Source organism: Pseudomonas paralactis, assembly GCF_001439735.1.
Classification (GTDB): Bacteria; Pseudomonadota; Gammaproteobacteria; order Pseudomonadales; family Pseudomonadaceae; genus Aquipseudomonas; species Aquipseudomonas paralactis.
The window spans coordinates 1-15,532 of record NZ_JYLN01000012.1 but is presented as its reverse complement, the minus strand read 5'-3'; the positions used below and the strand labels follow the sequence as shown (position 1 = coordinate 15,532).

The 15,532-nt window shown below is 60.7% G+C and carries 13 protein-coding genes; 3 read left to right on the top strand and 10 right to left on the bottom strand.

What is annotated here, in order from left to right:
- The first annotated feature begins 11 nt into the window (after window positions 1–11).
- On the top strand, window positions 12–1,097 hold the full coding sequence (locus tag TX23_RS23805) for a DUF1615 domain-containing protein (protein ID WP_057704308.1): 1,086 nt from the start codon (window positions 12–14) through the stop codon (window positions 1,095–1,097).
- On the opposite strand, the gene TX23_RS23800 is transcribed toward TX23_RS23805, so the two are convergent.
- The 4 genes from TX23_RS23800 to TX23_RS23785 all read right to left on the bottom strand — a co-directional run bounded on the left by TX23_RS23800 (window position 1,098) and on the right by TX23_RS23785 (window position 4,908).
- Window positions 1,098–1,892 (bottom strand): DUF4349 domain-containing protein, encoded by a 795-nt coding sequence (locus TX23_RS23800; protein ID WP_057704307.1) that lies wholly within the window; start codon window positions 1,890–1,892, stop codon window positions 1,098–1,100.
- Window positions 1,893–2,325: 433 nt separating this feature from the next.
- Window positions 2,326–3,507, bottom strand: coding sequence for an acetyl-CoA C-acetyltransferase (locus TX23_RS23795; RefSeq protein ID WP_057704306.1), 1,182 nt, complete (start codon window positions 3,505–3,507; stop codon window positions 2,326–2,328).
- Between the two features lie 11 nt (window positions 3,508–3,518).
- On the bottom strand, window positions 3,519–4,178 hold the full coding sequence (locus tag TX23_RS23790; RefSeq protein ID WP_057704305.1) for a CoA transferase subunit B: 660 nt from the start codon (window positions 4,176–4,178) through the stop codon (window positions 3,519–3,521).
- A gap of 31 nt (window positions 4,179–4,209) precedes the next feature.
- A complete protein-coding gene (locus TX23_RS23785) occupies window positions 4,210–4,908 on the bottom strand; it encodes a CoA transferase subunit A (RefSeq protein WP_010211319.1) in 699 nt (232 codons plus the stop codon).
- Between the two features lie 133 nt (window positions 4,909–5,041).
- On the opposite strand from TX23_RS23785, the gene TX23_RS23780 reads away from it, so the two are divergent.
- Window positions 5,042–5,944, top strand: a complete 903-nt coding sequence (locus tag TX23_RS23780; RefSeq protein ID WP_057704304.1) for a LysR family transcriptional regulator — start codon at window positions 5,042–5,044, stop codon at window positions 5,942–5,944.
- A 55-nt stretch (window positions 5,945–5,999) separates the two neighbouring features.
- Here the strand turns inward: TX23_RS23780 and TX23_RS23775 are convergent, their stop codons facing one another.
- The 6 genes from TX23_RS23775 to TX23_RS23750 form a co-directional block, all read right to left on the bottom strand.
- Window positions 6,000–6,329 (bottom strand): hypothetical protein, encoded by a 330-nt coding sequence (locus tag TX23_RS23775; RefSeq protein ID WP_003190335.1) that lies wholly within the window; start codon window positions 6,327–6,329, stop codon window positions 6,000–6,002.
- Between the two features lie 575 nt (window positions 6,330–6,904).
- Entirely contained in the window at window positions 6,905–7,756 is an 852-nt protein-coding gene (locus TX23_RS23770) for an NAD-dependent protein deacetylase (RefSeq protein ID WP_057704303.1), read from the bottom strand.
- An 8-nt stretch (window positions 7,757–7,764) separates the two neighbouring features.
- On the bottom strand, window positions 7,765–8,205 hold the full coding sequence (locus tag TX23_RS23765; RefSeq protein WP_057704302.1) for a CBS domain-containing protein: 441 nt from the start codon (window positions 8,203–8,205) through the stop codon (window positions 7,765–7,767).
- Between the two features lie 121 nt (window positions 8,206–8,326).
- Entirely contained in the window at window positions 8,327–10,285 is a 1,959-nt protein-coding gene (locus tag TX23_RS23760) for a DNA topoisomerase III (RefSeq protein ID WP_057704378.1), read from the bottom strand.
- 217 nt (window positions 10,286–10,502) lie between these two features.
- Complete coding sequence (locus tag TX23_RS23755; RefSeq protein WP_057704301.1) at window positions 10,503–12,125, bottom strand: MFS transporter; 1,623 nt, start codon at window positions 12,123–12,125, stop codon at window positions 10,503–10,505.
- 91 nt (window positions 12,126–12,216) lie between these two features.
- The gene (locus tag TX23_RS23750; RefSeq protein WP_057704300.1) at window positions 12,217–13,884 is read right to left on the bottom strand and encodes a GMC family oxidoreductase; all 1,668 of its coding nucleotides are present in this window, start codon (window positions 13,882–13,884) and stop codon (window positions 12,217–12,219) included.
- 128 nt (window positions 13,885–14,012) lie between these two features.
- Between TX23_RS23750 and TX23_RS23745 the strand changes: the two genes are divergently transcribed.
- Window positions 14,013–14,906 carry a LysR family transcriptional regulator gene (locus TX23_RS23745; protein ID WP_057704299.1) on the top strand — a complete coding sequence of 298 codons (894 nt, stop codon included), beginning with the start codon at window positions 14,013–14,015 and terminating at the stop codon, window positions 14,904–14,906.
- Window positions 14,907–15,532: the final 626 nt, after the last annotated feature.

Below are 15,532 nucleotides of genomic sequence, written 5' to 3'. Positions count from 1 at the left end.
AAGGAAGCCTCATGTATCCAAGTCGTCTGCTCTTTTGCCTCATGCCTTTGCTGGTACTGGCCGGTTGCTCCACCTCCCGTGGCCCGCAGCAGCCCGAACGCAGTGAGGCCGAGGTGAAGGCGCAGATCGTGCGCCTGTTGCCCGCCAAGGTTTCGGACCGCAATGGTTGGGCTCAGGACATCTACACCGCCTTCGACACCCAGAAGATCTACCCCAGCACCGAAAACATCTGCGCCGTGCTGGCGGTGACCGAGCAGGAGTCTACCTATCAGGTCGACCCACCCGTGCCCGGCATGGGCAAGATCGCTCAGGACGAAATCCTGCGCCGCGCCGGCAAGGTGCATGTGCCGGCCTTCGTGGTACGCAGTGCCCTGCAATTGCGTTCGCCCACCGGCAAAACCTACGCCGACCGCCTGACTGCCGCACGCACGGAGAAGGACTTGAGCGCGATCTTCGACGACTTCATCAGCATGGTGCCCCTGGGCAATACCTTGTTCGGCGGCTTCAACCCGGTGCACACCGCAGGCCCGATGCAGGTCAGTATCGACTTTGCGCAGAAGCAGGCACGCGGTTATCCCTACACGGTCGACGGTACGATTCGCCGCGAAGTGTTCACCCGTCGCGGTGGCATGTACTTTGGTATCGCCCATTTGCTCGGCTACCCGGTGAGCTATGACCAGCCGCTGTACCGCTTTGCCGACTTCAATGCCGGTTGGTACGCCAGCCGCAATGCTGCGTTTCAGGCTGCAGTCAGTCGTGTTTCAGGCAAAGAGCTGGCGCTGGATGGGGATTTGATCCGCTATGGCTCATTGCTGCCCGGCACCACCGAGTTGGCGGTGCGTTCACTGGGGGCGAAGTTGGATATGCGCAACCCGAGCATCCGCAGTCAACTGGAGCAGGGCGAGCAGTTGGATTTCGAGGACACCACCTTGTACAAGCGCGTTTTCAGCCTGGCCGACCAGGCGGCCGGCAAGCCGCTGCCACGGGCGATCCTGCCGGGTATTGTGCTCAAGAGCCCGAAGATCACCCGCAACCTGACCACGGCCTGGTTTGCCAAGCGCGTGGATGAGCGTTACCAGCGCTGCATGAAGCGCTGATCAACCGCGACGCTTGACGAACCGGCGCCACAAGCCCACCCACAACCACACCACCGGGAACGCCAGGATCACGAAGGGCAGCACATAGCTGGCACGTTCCAGGGCGTCTGCGGTGCCGTTCACCAGGTTGTCTGCCAGGTTGCTGAACATCCGGGTGAACCTTGACACCTGGTTGGCGCCGTCGGAGGAACGGAAGTTCAAGGTCACGCGGTTGGTGTCGAGGCGGCGTTGCTGGCCGGCGGCAACCTGGGCCAATTCCTGCAGCTCGTTTTCAATGCCGGCTTGCTCTTTGCTCAGGACGATCAGGTCGCTGACGGTGATGTCCTTGCGCTTGGCCAGTTCGTCGAGGCGTTGCTGCTGGGCTTGCAGGCGCTCCTGGCGGCGGCGCACATCGGCGACCGCATCGGCCAGGTCTTCAGCGGTCGTGATGCGCTGGCCGAGTTTGCCGCCTTCAGCCGCGAGGGCGACCATGGGTTCCACACCCGTGGGTGCAATCCGCAGGATAATCTGGCCACCCTCGCCGTCTTCGGTAATACCCAGAATATTGCAGGCACCCAGGCGTGCGGTTTCACACGCCTCACGGGTGGCCTGCATACGCGGCGCGAGCAGGGCACCGGGCAGGGCCAGGGTCAGTTCATGCTCATAGGCCAGTTGCGCCCCGGCCTTGCCTTGCTCGCCATTGATGACCGTGGCGCGAGAGTGGTCCTTGGGGGAACAACCGGCCAAGGCCAGGCCGGCGAGCAAGATCAACAGCGGCGCGCGAAGCGGGTGGGAGTTGCCGTCCAGGTGGCGCATGGCGTTTCCTTGAAATGTGCAGAAGAAATTGGCCGAGATTAAAGCGGGTCTGGCCCATTAACGCAAAGCATTGCCCGGGATTTGTCCGGCTGATGGCGTTTGCCACGCTGAGTTTGCAGGTGCAGGTGCAGGAGCGTGTGGTGCTGCGGGCGAGCGCGGTGTTCGCGGTGCCGCACGCTGACAGGCAGTGAGATCAAATGTGGGAGCTGGCTTGCCTGCGATAGCGGTGTGTCAGTTAGCAATGATCTGACTGATAGACCGCTATCGCAGGCAAGCCAGCTCCCACATTTTGACCGAGTTCATTCAGGGGTATCGATAAAAGAAAAGGCCTGGCTTTTCGTGGAGCCGGGCCTTTTCTGTGTTGCTCTTATTGGCATGGGGCTGCTACGCAGCCCAACGGGAGCAAGCTCCCTCGCCACAATAGCGATTCGATTCAGTTGCGTTCGAGCGCCAGGGCGACGCCTTGGCCGCCGCCGATGCACAGCGTCGCCAAACCTTTCTTGGCGTCGCGCTTGATCATTTCATGCAGCAGAGTCACCAGCACGCGGCAGCCTGAGGCGCCAATCGGGTGGCCGATGGCGATCGCACCGCCGTTGACGTTGACTTTGTCCGCGTCCCATTCCAGCTCTTTGCCCACTGCCAAAGATTGCGCAGCGAAAGCTTCGTTAGCCTCGATCAGGTCCAGGTCAGCCAGTTGCCAGCCGGCCTTGTCCAGGCAGCGGCGGGTGGCCGAGACCGGGCCGATGCCCATGATGGCCGGGTCGACGCCCGCGTTGGCGTAGCTGGCGATACGCGCCAGTACGGGCAGGCCGAGAGCCTTGGCTTTGTCGGCGCTCATCAGTAGCACGGCCGCAGCGCCGTCGTTCAGGCTGGAGGCGTTGCCGGCGGTGACGCTGCCATCTTTCTTGAACGCAGGCTTGAGCTTGGCCAGGGAATCGGCGGTGGTACCGGCGCGGGGTTGTTCGTCCACCGCGAAAGCCACCGGGTCGCCTTTGCGCTGAGGAATCAGGATTGGGGTGATCTCATCGGCAAAACGCCCGGCTTCAATGGCTGCGGCGGCTTTTTGCTGGGAGGCTGCGGCGAACGCATCCTGGGCTTCACGGCTGATGCCGTATTTGTCCACCAGGTTCTCGGCGGTGATGCCCATGTGGTAGTCGTTGAACGCGTCCCACAGGCCATCGGTGATCATGCTGTCGATCATCTTCGCGTGGCCCATGCGCAAACCGGTGCGCGCGGCGGGTAATACGTAGGGGGCCAGACTCATGTTTTCCATGCCACCGGCGATGATCACCTCGGCGTCGCCGCAACGGATGGCCTGTGCGCCCAGATGCAAAGCCTTGAGGCCCGAGCCGCAGACCTTGTTCAGGGTCAGGCTGGGCACCGCGTGGGGCAGGCCGGCGAGGATCGAAGCCTGGCGCGCCGGGTTCTGGCCGCTGCCTGCAGTGAGCACCTGGCCGAGGATCACTTCATCGACCTGGGCCGGGTCCAGGCCGGTCTGCTCCAGCAGGCGACGGATCACGGCGGCACCCAGTTCCGGGGCCGGAATGTTCGCCAGCGAACCTTGGAAGCTGCCCACGGCGGTGCGGGTGGCAGCAACAATCACGACGTCTTGCATGGAATCTGTCCTCACTGGAAGTGCATTTCTGGAACGTGGTCCGGGACGATCAGTTTACCGGCGGTCTTGCTCACAATCTCTTCAACACTGACGCCAGGTGCGCGTTCCTTGAGGACAAAAGCGCCATTTTCGATTTCCAGGTACGCCAGGTCCGTCAGTACACGCTTGATGCAGTTGGCGCCGGTCAGCGGCAGGCTGCAGTGGCTGAGCAACTTGGACTCACCGTCCTTGGACGCATGGGTCATGATCACGATGATGTTTTCCGCACCGGCCACCAGGTCCATGGCGCCGCCCATGCCCTTGACCAGCTTGCCGGGGATCATCCACGAAGCGATGTTGCCTTGCACGTCCACTTCGAATGCGCCCAGTACGGTGAGGTCGACATGCCCACCGCGAATCATCGCGAACGACTCGGCGGAGGAGAAGATCGAGGCGCCGATGCGTGCGGTGACGGTCTGCTTGCCGGCGTTGATCATGTCGGCATCAATGGTGTCTTCAGTCGGAAACGGGCCCATGCCGAGCAGGCCGTTTTCCGATTGCAGCATCACTTCCATGCCGTTGGGGATGTAGTTGGCCACCAGGGTCGGAATGCCGATGCCCAGGTTCACGTAGTAACCGTCCTGCATTTCGCGGGCGACGCGTTGAGCCATTTGTTCGCGGGTAAGAGCCATGGTTGTTTCCTCTTATTGTTCTGGACGTGGATTACTTGCGGACGGTGCGCTGTTCGATGCGCTTCTCAAAGGTGCCGCAGATGATCCGGTCGACGTAGATGCCAGGGGTGTGGATCTGCGCCGGGTCCAGTTCGCCCGGTTCGACGATTTCCTCGACTTCGACCACGGTGATCTTGCCTGCGGTGGCGGCCAGTGGGTTGAAGTTCTGGGCGGTGTGGCGGTAGATGACGTTGCCGAAGTGGTCGGCTTTCCAGCCTTTGACGATGGCGAAATCGCCGGTGATCGATTCTTCCATCAAATACGGGCGGCCATTGAATTCGCGGGTCTCCTTGCCTTCGGCAACCGGAGTGCCGACGCCGGTAGCGGTGAAGAAGGCCGGAATGCCGGCCCCGCCTGCGCGCATTTTTTCTGCCAGGGTGCCCTGGGGGGTGAGGACTACTTCGATTTCGCCACTGAGCAGTTGCTTCTCGAACAAGGCGTTTTCACCCACGTAGGAGGCGATCACCTTGCTGATCTGTTTTTCTTCAAGCAACACACCCAGGCCGAAGCCATCGACGCCGCAGTTGTTGGAAACCACCGTCAGGTCACGGGTGCCTTTGCGCTTGATCTCGGCAATGAGGTTTTCCGGAATGCCGCACAGGCCAAAACCGCCGGAGAGTACGGTCATGCCGTCTTCCAGGCCTGCCAGCGCTTCTTCATAGGACGCCACGCGTTTATCGAAACCTGCCATATGCACCTCTTTTATTGTGTGTGGTCCAGCCAGTGAGTTGAGTGTTGCGCCAGTGGATTGATTTGTTAAGTTGTTTTTTAAGGTTGATTGATTTAGAAAACAGCATAGTCCAACCGCTGTCTGGAGCTGCCTTATGACCGTCAAACAGATGCGTGCCTTTCTCGCCGTTGCGCAAAGCCTGAGTTTTGCGGCTGCCTGTGAGCGCCTGCACCTTTCCCAGTCGGCATTAAGCTTGACCATCAAAGGCTTGGAAGAGGGCTTGGGCGGGCGCCTGTTCAGCCGCAATACCCGTAACGTCGCGCTGACCCCTGAAGGCGAATCGCTGTTGCCTCTGGCGCGACGGTTGATTGCCGACTGGGACAACGCCGAGGACGAACTGCGTCAGCGTTTTACCCTGCAACGTGGGCGCGTGACGGTGGCGGCCATGCCGTCGTTTGCCGGTAACCTGTTGCCGCCGATCCTGAAGATATTTCGCGCGCGTTACCCTCAGGTGAATGTGACAGTGCATGACTTGATCAACGAACAGGTGCTGGAGATGGTGCGCGACCGTCAGGTGGAGTTGGGCGTGGCGTTCGAGCCGTCCGAAGGGTCGTCGTTGGCGTTTACGCCGTTGTACCTGGACCGCTTTATCGCCGTGGTGCCAGGGGATTCGTCGTTGGCTCAGCGTGCCGAAATTGATTGGAAAACCTTGCTGGAGCAGCCGTTTATTACGTTGCAACGGCCCTCTACGGTGCGGGTGATGCTGGAAGAACACCTCGGCGCCTTGCAGATGAAACTACCGGTAGCGTTGGAGAGCCATCAACTGGCGACTGTCGGCAAGATGGTCGCCAGCGGGCTGGGCGTCAGCGCCGTGCCCGCGTTATGCGCTCGGCAGATGGAGGAGGCGGGTGCCCGTTGCATTACTTTGACCGGCCCGGTGATCGAGCGCCCGATTGGGGTGCTGACCAAACCGGGGCATGAGTTGTCGGCGGCGGCGCAAGTGTTGTTCGATATTTTTCGCGATGAGGCGGGGAAGGGCAGGTTTCCAACGTTCTAACGCTATAAAAAATGCGGAAACTGGCAAGCCAGCTTCCGCATTGATGGAGTAATACTTAGTAGTAACGGTCGATCACTTTAACTTGCGAGCTGTCTTTGAAAGATGCCCAGGCATTGTTGAGTGTATCGAACACCTGCTCGATAAAGTTGCGATCAGCTGCAGCCTTCTTGCCGACATAACCCTGGCCACGACGGTACATCTTCAGGCGCGCCGCCAGTTCACGGTTATTGCGGTCGAACTCGGCTTCTTCGGTATGGGGCGCCAGGCAGTCAATTTGCACTTCGCCCGATTTGCCAATCCACAGGATATGGTCGTCGAGTGTGTCTTTCTGCGCTGCGAACATCTCAGCCAATTCATCGATAGTTGGTTGGTTGTTCAGATTCATGTGTAAGCCCCTTGACCAGTTGGCGATCTATCAATTGATTCGTTAAAACTGCTTAGTTGTCTCCGGTTCCGAAAACCGGGCGTCAGTCACGGTCTGCCGAATACGGGCAGGGTCTTGAACCTGATGCATGTAGTCTTGCTGATGAACTGCTACGCAACGCTTTCATAACGAAGACAAGCAGCGTTTTAGCTCCTTGTACCGGACCCTTTCGGGACTGGTCAGCTTCATCAATCTGCCTTGTGGGCAGTGCACATCCGGAAAAACAGCTCGGCGGTCAGACGAGCCTGTTCAAAACGCTTGTTACCAACGCTCCCGATCCGGGAGACGTCTAGATCATGCAAGGACAAAAAGGTTACGTCAACGATTATGTAGTGATTATTTTTTAGCACTACATAATTTGTTGTGGGGACGGGGGAATGCGAGAAAACGTGACTTGGGCGTCATTTTTTGGCGGTGCAGGTCGGGCGTTTAACCCGCCCTGCAGGAGCGAGCTTGCTCGCGAAAAACCTGAGCGCACCGCAAGGGTGTCAGGTGTTCCGAGTCATCGTTGACGATTTTCGCGAGCAAGCTCGCTCCTACAGAGGGTGGAGCCGGTCGACTAACAATGGCAGTAGCTGCTCGCAGGATGCCTGGATTTTAACCTGCAGCAGCTCATCCCCCCGAGTCTTGCCCAGGTTGATCGCAATCACCGGCTTACCCTGTTCGACCATGGCTTTGCACAAGCGGAACGCCGAATAGGCCATCAGCGACGAACCCACTACCAGCAGGCCGTCAGCATGGTCTACCGCAGTCATGGCTTTAAGCGCCGTCGCCGGTGCGACGTTCTCGCCAAAGAACACCACGTCAGGTTTGAGCCGCTCGCCATTGCAATGGGGGCAGCGGGGCACCTGGAAGCGCTGTTCAAACGCAGGATCGAGCAAGGTGTCGCCATCCGGTGCCTGCACAGCATGGACTTGCGCCATATGCGGGTTATCGACTTCCATCTGCCGCTGGATCACATCGCGCTCGCTGCGCAGTTGGCAATCCAGGCACAGCACCCGATGCAAGCTGCCGTGCAACTCGATCACGTCATGGCTGCCGGCCTGGTCATGCAGGGTGTCGACGTTCTGCGTGATCAGCCCGCTGATATGGCCACGGTGTTGCAGTGTCGCCAGTGCCAGGTGAGCCTTGCTCGGCTGCGCAATGCGCACACGCGGCCAACCCAGCATCGCCCGTGCCCAGTAACGGCGTCGCGCATCGGGGGTGGCAAGAAATTCCTGGTACATCATCGGTGCTTTGCCCCGGCGTACACCTTCACTGTCGCGGTAATCCGGGATGCCCGACGAGGTGCTGATGCCTGCGCCGGTCAAGACTAAAAAGCGTCGTTCAGCCATAGCCCGGTGCAGGATTTCGAGGTGGTCCGCCTGATGTTCCAGCGTGTCGAGCATGGTCTCTCCTATTCGCCGCGGATGTATTGCTCCAGCTGTTTGATCAGATCAGCCTGTTCGGCGATGGCTTCCTTCACCAAGTCGCCGATGGACAGCAGGCCCAACAGTTTGCCGTCTTCGACCACCGGCAGGTGGCGCAGGTGACTGTCGGTCATGATGTTCATGCATTCTTCGACACGTTTATGGGTGTCGACGGTGATGACGGGAGAGCTCATAACATCGTCGACCCGAGTGGTCACCGACGACAGGCCTTTGAGAATGAGTTTACGTGCGTAATCACGCTCGCTGATGATCCCTACGACCACACCTTCCTTGACGACTGGCAAGGCTCCGACGTTTTTCTCCGACATCCGCACCAGCGCTTCGAACACCGTGTGGTCCCATTGAATGGTGTGGACGTCCTGGTTTTTCTGATCCTTGGCTTTGAGCAATTGTGCGACGGTTTTCATGGCGGCCACTCCGGTGTTGTTCTTAGGTAGTCAGGGTCCCCTAAAGAATCCTAGACGGCCTGCGGCAGGGCAAGACCCAAAGCGGCGTTAAACCTGTCGAAAAACGTCATTTGCCGGATTTTTACGCGTTCCAGCCCGCCGTTGTCGGTTTCTTTGTGCGCTTTGGACTGGCCGCAGCCTTGCGTGGAGCGCTCTTGCGTTTCTTCTTCCAGGGCGTGGCGCCTCGACCGGCAGGGCTGGCGGGGCCGGTGATGGTCATGCGCATACCGTTACAGCGCGCCACTTGCTTGCTCATCCACGCCGCTTGCTTGGCGACGAATTCTTCCAGGCTCATTTCGCCGCTTTGCACCATGTCCAGCGCTTGTTCCCAGATAGCGGTGGTGCCGGGGTCGGCAATGGCGCGGGGTACCGCGTCGATCAGGCTGAACGCCGCCGGGGTTGCAGACAGGGCCTTGCCGTTTTTCACCAGGTAACCGCGGTCCAGCAAGCCCTGGATGATCCCGGCGCGAGTGGCCTCGGTGCCGATGCCGGTGGTGTCCTTGAGCTTCTGCTTGAGCAGCGGGTCTTGCACCAGTTTGGCGACGTTTTTCATCGCCTTGATCAGGTCGCCCTCGGTAAAGGGTTTGGGCGGTTGGGTCCACAGGTCCTTTAGGTTGACCTTGGCCACGGCATAGTCCCGGCCCTGTACCAGCGTCGGCAAGGCCTGGGGGGCGGGGGCTTCTCGGCCTTTGCTGGGCGCCAGTGCTTCAGGCAATGCGCGTTTCCAGCCCGCTTCGATGATGACTTTGCCCACCGCACGCAACGCCTGCCCGGCACAGTCGAAATCCGCCTGGGTGCGGTCGTATTCATGGTTGGGCAGGAACTGCGCCAGGTAGCGCGCACGTATCAGGGTGTACACCGCACGGTGTTTGCCGGTCAGTTGGCTGACATCCTTGCCGGCCCCGGTGGGGATGATGCCGTGGTGGGCACTGACTTTGGCATCGTTCCAGGCCGGCGAGCGGCGTTGGGGGTCAATGTGCGGCATCAGTTCGTTGACCGCCGCATCTGCACGGCCCAGCGCCGCGAGGATCTTCGGCGCCTCACTGTGCTGGCTCAGCGGCAGGTAGCCGCAATCGCTGCGCGGGTAGGTGATGGCCTTGTGGGTTTCATAAAGGGATTGGGCAATATCCAGAGTTTCCTGGGCGCCCAGGCCTAGCTTTTTCGAACAGATTTCCTGCAATGTGCCGAGGTCGAAGGGCAGGGGGGCTACCTCGCGCATGCGTTCGGTACGCAGTTTAACCAGCCGCGCGGTGTTCGCGTTGCCCATGGCGTTGGCCGCGTCCCGCGCCAGTTGCGGGTTGAGGCAACGGCCCTGGTCATCGCAGGCATCTTCGTTGGCGCGCCACTGGGCGGTGAAGGTCATGCCTTCGTGACGCAAGTCGACATCAATGGCCCAGTACGCCACCGGCACGAAGTCGGCGATGCTGCGATCACGGTCTACCACCAGGCGCAGGGTCGGGGTTTGCACACGGCCTACCGGCAATACGCCCTGATAACCGGATTGGCGCCCCAGCAAGGTAAACAGACGGCTCATGTTCATGCCGATCAGCCAGTCGGCGCGGGAACGGCCCAGGGCGGAGTGGTACAGGCTGAAGGTTTCGGCGCCCGGTTTGAGTGCCGCAAGAGCCTTGCGAATGGAGGCATCGTCGAGTGCCGATAGCCACAGCCGCTGGATCGGCCCGCGATAGCGGCAATGCTCCACCAGTTCACGGGCAATCATTTCGCCCTCACGGTCGGCGTCGGTGGCGATCACCAATTCATGGGCTTCCCCCAGCAAGCGCTTGACGGCCTTGTATTGGCTGGCGGTCTTGGGCTTGACCAGCATCTTCCATTTTTGCGGGACGATCGGCAGATCGGCCAGCACCCAGCGTTTGTATTTGGCGTCGTAGGCGTCGGGCGGGGCGGTTTCCAGCAGGTGGCCGATGCACCAGGTGACGGTAACCCCGTTGCCCACCCAGCAGCCGTCGCCGCGGCGGCTGGCGCCGAGCACGGCCGCGATATCCTTGGCCTGGGAGGGTTTTTCACAGAGGTACAGCCGCATGGTCATCACATCAGATCGGGTTGATGCCTTGCAGGATGCTTAGTCAGAAGGATTTGAGCAACCATTATCTGTATGGATGTACAGCAATTTGTGTGTGCCAGCCCACTGTAGGAGCGAGCTTGCTCGCGAACATCGTTAACGATAACGCGGGGAACCTGTTGCCCCGCGTCGCTCTCAGGTTCTTCGCGAGCAAGCTCGCTCCTACAGGGAAGAGGTATCAGTTGTTGTCGATGTCCACATGTCGGGTTTCTTTAAGGCAGAACAACCCTACGATCAGGCTCACCCCGGTCACCACCACCGGGTACCACAAGCCATAGAAGATATCGCCGGTGTACACCACCAGGGCGAACGATACGGTCGGCAGGAAGCCGCCGAACCAGCCGTTGCCGATATGGTAGGGCAGGGACATCGAGGTGTAGCGAATACGCGTCGGAAACAGCTCCACCATCAACGCCGCCAATGGCCCGTAGCACATGGCCGCGATCAGGATCAGCACAACGATCAGCACCACCACCATGACCTTGTTGACCTGTGCCACGTCCGCCGAAGACGGGTAGCCGGCCAGGGTCACGGCGCCACGCAGTGCCGCTTCATCAAAGCCGTCGATGCGCACATCGCCTACGCTCACCTGCACCGGGCTGCCTGCCGGGGCGGCGGCGCTGCTGTAGGGCAGGCCCTGCTTGACCAGGAAGGTCTTGACCTTGTCGCATGGGCTGTCAAAACGCGCCTTGCCCACCGGGTCGAACTGAAAGGTGCAGGTGGCCGGGTCGGCCATCACGGTGATCGGCGCCTGCTGGCTGGCCTGGTCCATCGCCGGGTTGGTGTAGTGGGCCAGGCCCTTGAAGATCGGGAAGTACAGCGCGGTCGCCAGCAGCAGGCCGAGCATCAGCACCGGCTTGCGCCCGACCTTGTCCGACAGCCAGCCAAACAGGATAAAGAACGGCGCGCCAATCACCACGCTGATGATCAGCAGCATATTGGCCAGTGCCGGGTCCATGCGCAGGAACTGGGTGAGGAAGAACAGCACATAGAACTGCGCCGCGTAAAAGGTCACGGCCTGCCCGCCGTTGATGCTGAACAGGGCGATCAGTACGACCTTGAGGTTTTCCCATTGACCGAACGACTCACGGATCGGCGCCTTGCAGGCCTTGCCTTCCTCTTTCATTTTCAGGAAAGACGGCGACTCATGCAGGCTCATGCGGATCCAGGTCGAGATGCCCAGCAGCACGATGGAAAACAGGAACGGAATGCGCCAGCCCCACACTTCGAACTGATCGCCGGTGAAGTAACGGCAGGCCAGCACCACCAGCAGCGACAGCAGCAGGCCGAGGGTGGCGGTGGATTGAATCCAGCTGGTATGCAGCCCGCGCTTGCCTGGCGGCGCATGTTCGGCCACATAGGTGGCCGCGCCGCCGTACTCGCCGCCCAGGGCCAGGCCCTGCAACATGCGCAGCACGATCAGGATGATCGGTGCGGCGATGCCGATGCTGGCGTAGGTCGGCAGCAGCCCGACGCAGAAGGTCGCCACGCCCATCAAGATGATGGTGACGAGGAAGGTGTACTTGCGCCCGATCATGTCGCCCAGGCGGCCGAACACCAGCGCACCGAATGGCCGCACTACAAAGCCTGCGGCGAAGGCCATCAGGGCAAAGATAAACGCCGTGGTGTCGTTGACCCCGGCAAAGAACTGCTTGCTGATCACCGCCGCCAGCGCGCCGTAGAGGAAAAAGTCATACCACTCGAACACCGTCCCAAGGGAGGAGGCGAAGATGACTTTTCTTGATTCGTTGGCAGTGCTTGCACTGGCCGCCGAGCCCAGGGGTTGAGCATGTTCTGACATTGGGTGTCCCTCACAGTGATTATTTATTGTTGTTCCACTGTCGGCGCCAATCTCGGCGCCGGTGTTTTTCAACTTCATAGTGCGTTAATGATTACGCGGGGTGCCCTGTGGTGCGCGGTGCTGGTGGGTTTTTCGCGAGCAAGCTCGCTCCTGCAGTGTTGGGTGACAGGATTAGCTGCGCGGCCTTCTCCGCGATCATCAGCGTGGGTGAGCAGGTATTACCGGAGGTGATGCGCGGCATGATCGACGCATCGGCAATGCGCAGGCCGGGGATGCCGTGTACGCGCAGTTGGCTGTCGACCACGGCGTCTTTGTCATCGCCCATGCGGCAGGTGCCCACCGGATGGAAAATCGTGGTGCCGATCCGTGCGGCGGCCTCGTGCAGTTGTTCTTCAGTTTGCAGGTCTTGGCCGGGCAGGTATTCCACGGGTTTGAACTGGCTCAAGGCGGGCGCGGCGACGATGCGCCGGGTCAGGCGGATGGCGTCGGCGGCCACACGCAAGTCCTCGGGGTGGCTGAGATAGTTGGGTTGTATCAGCGGGGCATCTGCCGGGTTGGCCGAGCGAATATCCACGCGTCCGCGGCTTTGCGGGCGCAGGTCGCAGACCGATGCAGTAAAAGCCGGGAAGCCGTGCAACGGTTCGCCAAAACGCTCCAGGGACAGCGGCTGTACATGGTATTCAAGGTTGGCCGAGGTCTGTTCCGGGCCGGATCGGGCAAATGCGCCTAATTGGCTCGGCGCCATCGACAGCGGGCCGCTGCGGTCGTACAGGTAGCGCAGGCCCATGCCCATTTTGCCCCATAGCGTGCCGGCGATCTGGTTGAGGGTGCGAGCGTTTTCCAGTTTGTAGATCAGGCGCAGTTGCAGGTGATCCTGCAGGTTGCCGCCTACGCCTGGCAGTTCATGCACCACATCAATGCCCAACGGCTTGAGCACGTTGGCGGGGCCGATCCCGGACCGCTGCAGAATGCCCGGCGAGCCCACGGCGCCGGCGCACAAAATGATCTCCTTGCGCGCGTTCCAGTTGAGCTGCTGGCCGTGTTGACGTCCGACAACCTGGGAAGCGCGGCCGTTTTCCAGTAGCACGCGGTCGACCTCCACCTCGGTCAACACGGTCAGGTTGGGGCGCTGGCGGATCGGCTTGAGAAACGCCTTTGCCGCATTCCAGCGCACGCCGGCCTTCTGGTTGACCTGGAAGTAGCCGCAACCCTCGTTATCGCCCTGGTTGAAATCATTGATGTTGGCGATGCCGCTCTGGGCTGCCGCCTCACGAAACGCATCGAGGATCGGCCACGACAGGCGCTGCTGCTCGACCCGCCACTCGCCACCGTCGCTATGGAATTGTGAGCCGCCGGCGAAGTGGTTTTCGCTTTGTTTGAACAACGGCAGCACATCGTTCCAGGCCCAGCCCGGGTTACCCTGCGCCGCCCAGCCGTCATAGTCCTGGGCCTGGCCGCGCATGTAGATCATGCCGTTGATGGACGAGCAGCCGCCGAGCACTTTGCCCCGTGGGTAACTCAGGGCGCGACCTTGCAGGCCGGCCTGCGCCTCGGTTTTGAAGCACCAGTCGGTGCGCGGGTTACCGATGCAAAACAGGTAGCCGACGGGGATATGGATCCAGGGGTAATTGTCGCGGCCACCGGCTTCCAGCAGCAGGACGCGGTGGGCCGGGTTGGCGGACAACCGATTGGCCAGCAGGCAACCGGCGGGGCCGGCGCCGACCACGATGTAATCGTATTCAGCAGTTGCGATGGTCATCTGGGGCTCGCTTGTTTTTCTTATTGGCCCCATCCTAGTTGTTAGTTTTCGTCTTAAAAATGTTAGTTTTTACCCAGCTGCTGTGCGTTTTTAAACAGCGCGGTCCGGGCCGAGGCAATGGAGGCGATATGTTCGACTGGAATGACCTGCGGTTTTTTCTCGAGTTGCAGCGCAGTGGCCGCCTGCTCACCGCTGCGCAACGCTTGAAAACCACGCATGCCACCGTGGCCCGGCATATCGAGGCCATCGAGAAAAGCCTCGGCACTGCATTGTTCGTGCAACACGCTCAAGGCTATGAACTGACGCCCTCAGGCGAGGCGCTGCTCAAACATGCTGAAGCCATGGAGAACGTCGCGCTGCTGGCCGAAGACGAACTCACCCACTCAGCCGCGCCCTTGGGCAAGATCCGTTTGGGGGTGGCCGAAGGCCTGGGCGTGATGTTCCTCGCCGGTCGCATGGGGGGGCTGTTCGAGCGTTACCCTGGGTTGGAAGTGGAACTGGTGGCGGTGCCGCGTTTTGTCAGCATTCTCAATCGCGAAGCGGAGATCAGCATCCACCTGGAACGCCCCAGCGTCGACCAACTGGTGACACGCAAACTCACCGATTACCGCCTGGCGCTGTATGCCAGCCGCGCTTATCTTGCGCGCCACCCGCCGATCGAAAAACGCGAAGACCTCGCCGGCCACGCCTGGATCGATTACGTCGACGACCTGCTGTTCAGCCAGGAACTGAAGTTCCTTCACAGCTTCTGTCGCAACCCCAAGGTGGTGTTCCACAGCACCAGCGTGATCGCCCAGCACCAGGCGGCGCGTTCGGGGTTGGGCATTGCCGTGTTGCCATGCTTTATGGCGGCGGGTGATCAGGATTTGGTGACGTTGCTGCCGGCGGAGAGTATCCAGCGCAGCTACTGGATCAGCTCGCGTCGCGAGCTGCACAAGTCGGTGCGGTTGCGGGTGTTGTGGGATTATGTGGTGGAGTTGTGTGCACGCGAGCAGAGTTTGCTACTCGGCGAATCCCGCTGACACACACGGACTAAAAGGTGGGAGCTGGCTTGCTCGCGAAGACGGCCTGCCAGCCGACACTTTTCTACCTGACACCCCACAATCCAATTGTGGGAGCTGGCTTGCCTGCGATGGCGGCCTACCAGCCGACACTTTTCTACCTGACACCCCACAATCCAATTGTGGGAGCTGGCTTGCTCGCGAAGACGGCCTGCCAGCCGACACTTTTCTACCTGACACCCCACAATCCAATTGTGGGAGCTGGCTTGCCTGCGATGGCGGCCTACCAGCCGACACTTCTCTACCTGATACCCACCATCCAACTGTGGGAGCGGGCTTGCTCGCGAAGGCGGCCTGACAGTCGACACAGTTGGATTGCGTACATATCCATTGCTGCGGTAACGGCCACTTAGGGTTCCGCCCTGACGGCGGCTCACTTTTGAAAAGCCGGAATACCGGCCCAGACAAAAGTAAGCAAAACGCTCTTGCCCCACCACTCGGCACCTCGCCTGGGCTCGGTGTGCCCGTAATCCGCCAGTGATTTGGGGGGCCGCCGCCACGCGCCATCCATGGCGCGGGGCGGCTAAACCGGCATCCCTGCCGGTTTACCCCCCCAAATCCCTGTCGAATTCCTGCCAGCGTGGTTT

Coding starts and splice junctions, on each gene's coding strand:
- TX23_RS23805 (WP_057704308.1), top strand. CDS start 12: ATGTATCCAAGTCGTCTGCTCTTTTGCCTCATGCCTTTGCTGGTACTG.
- TX23_RS23800 (WP_057704307.1), bottom strand. CDS start 1,892: ATGCGCCACCTGGACGGCAACTCCCACCCGCTTCGCGCGCCGCTGTTG.
- TX23_RS23795 (WP_057704306.1), bottom strand. CDS start 3,507: ATGCAAGACGTCGTGATTGTTGCTGCCACCCGCACCGCCGTGGGCAGC.
- TX23_RS23790 (WP_057704305.1), bottom strand. CDS start 4,178: ATGGCTCTTACCCGCGAACAAATGGCTCAACGCGTCGCCCGCGAAATG.
- TX23_RS23785 (WP_010211319.1), bottom strand. CDS start 4,908: ATGGCAGGTTTCGATAAACGCGTGGCGTCCTATGAAGAAGCGCTGGCA.
- TX23_RS23780 (WP_057704304.1), top strand. CDS start 5,042: ATGACCGTCAAACAGATGCGTGCCTTTCTCGCCGTTGCGCAAAGCCTG.
- TX23_RS23775 (WP_003190335.1), bottom strand. CDS start 6,329: ATGAATCTGAACAACCAACCAACTATCGATGAATTGGCTGAGATGTTC.
- TX23_RS23770 (WP_057704303.1), bottom strand. CDS start 7,756: ATGCTCGACACGCTGGAACATCAGGCGGACCACCTCGAAATCCTGCAC.
- TX23_RS23765 (WP_057704302.1), bottom strand. CDS start 8,205: ATGAAAACCGTCGCACAATTGCTCAAAGCCAAGGATCAGAAAAACCAG.
- TX23_RS23760 (WP_057704378.1), bottom strand. CDS start 10,285: ATGCGGCTGTACCTCTGTGAAAAACCCTCCCAGGCCAAGGATATCGCG.
- TX23_RS23755 (WP_057704301.1), bottom strand. CDS start 12,125: ATGTCAGAACATGCTCAACCCCTGGGCTCGGCGGCCAGTGCAAGCACT.
- TX23_RS23750 (WP_057704300.1), bottom strand. CDS start 13,884: ATGACCATCGCAACTGCTGAATACGATTACATCGTGGTCGGCGCCGGC.
- TX23_RS23745 (WP_057704299.1), top strand. CDS start 14,013: ATGTTCGACTGGAATGACCTGCGGTTTTTTCTCGAGTTGCAGCGCAGT.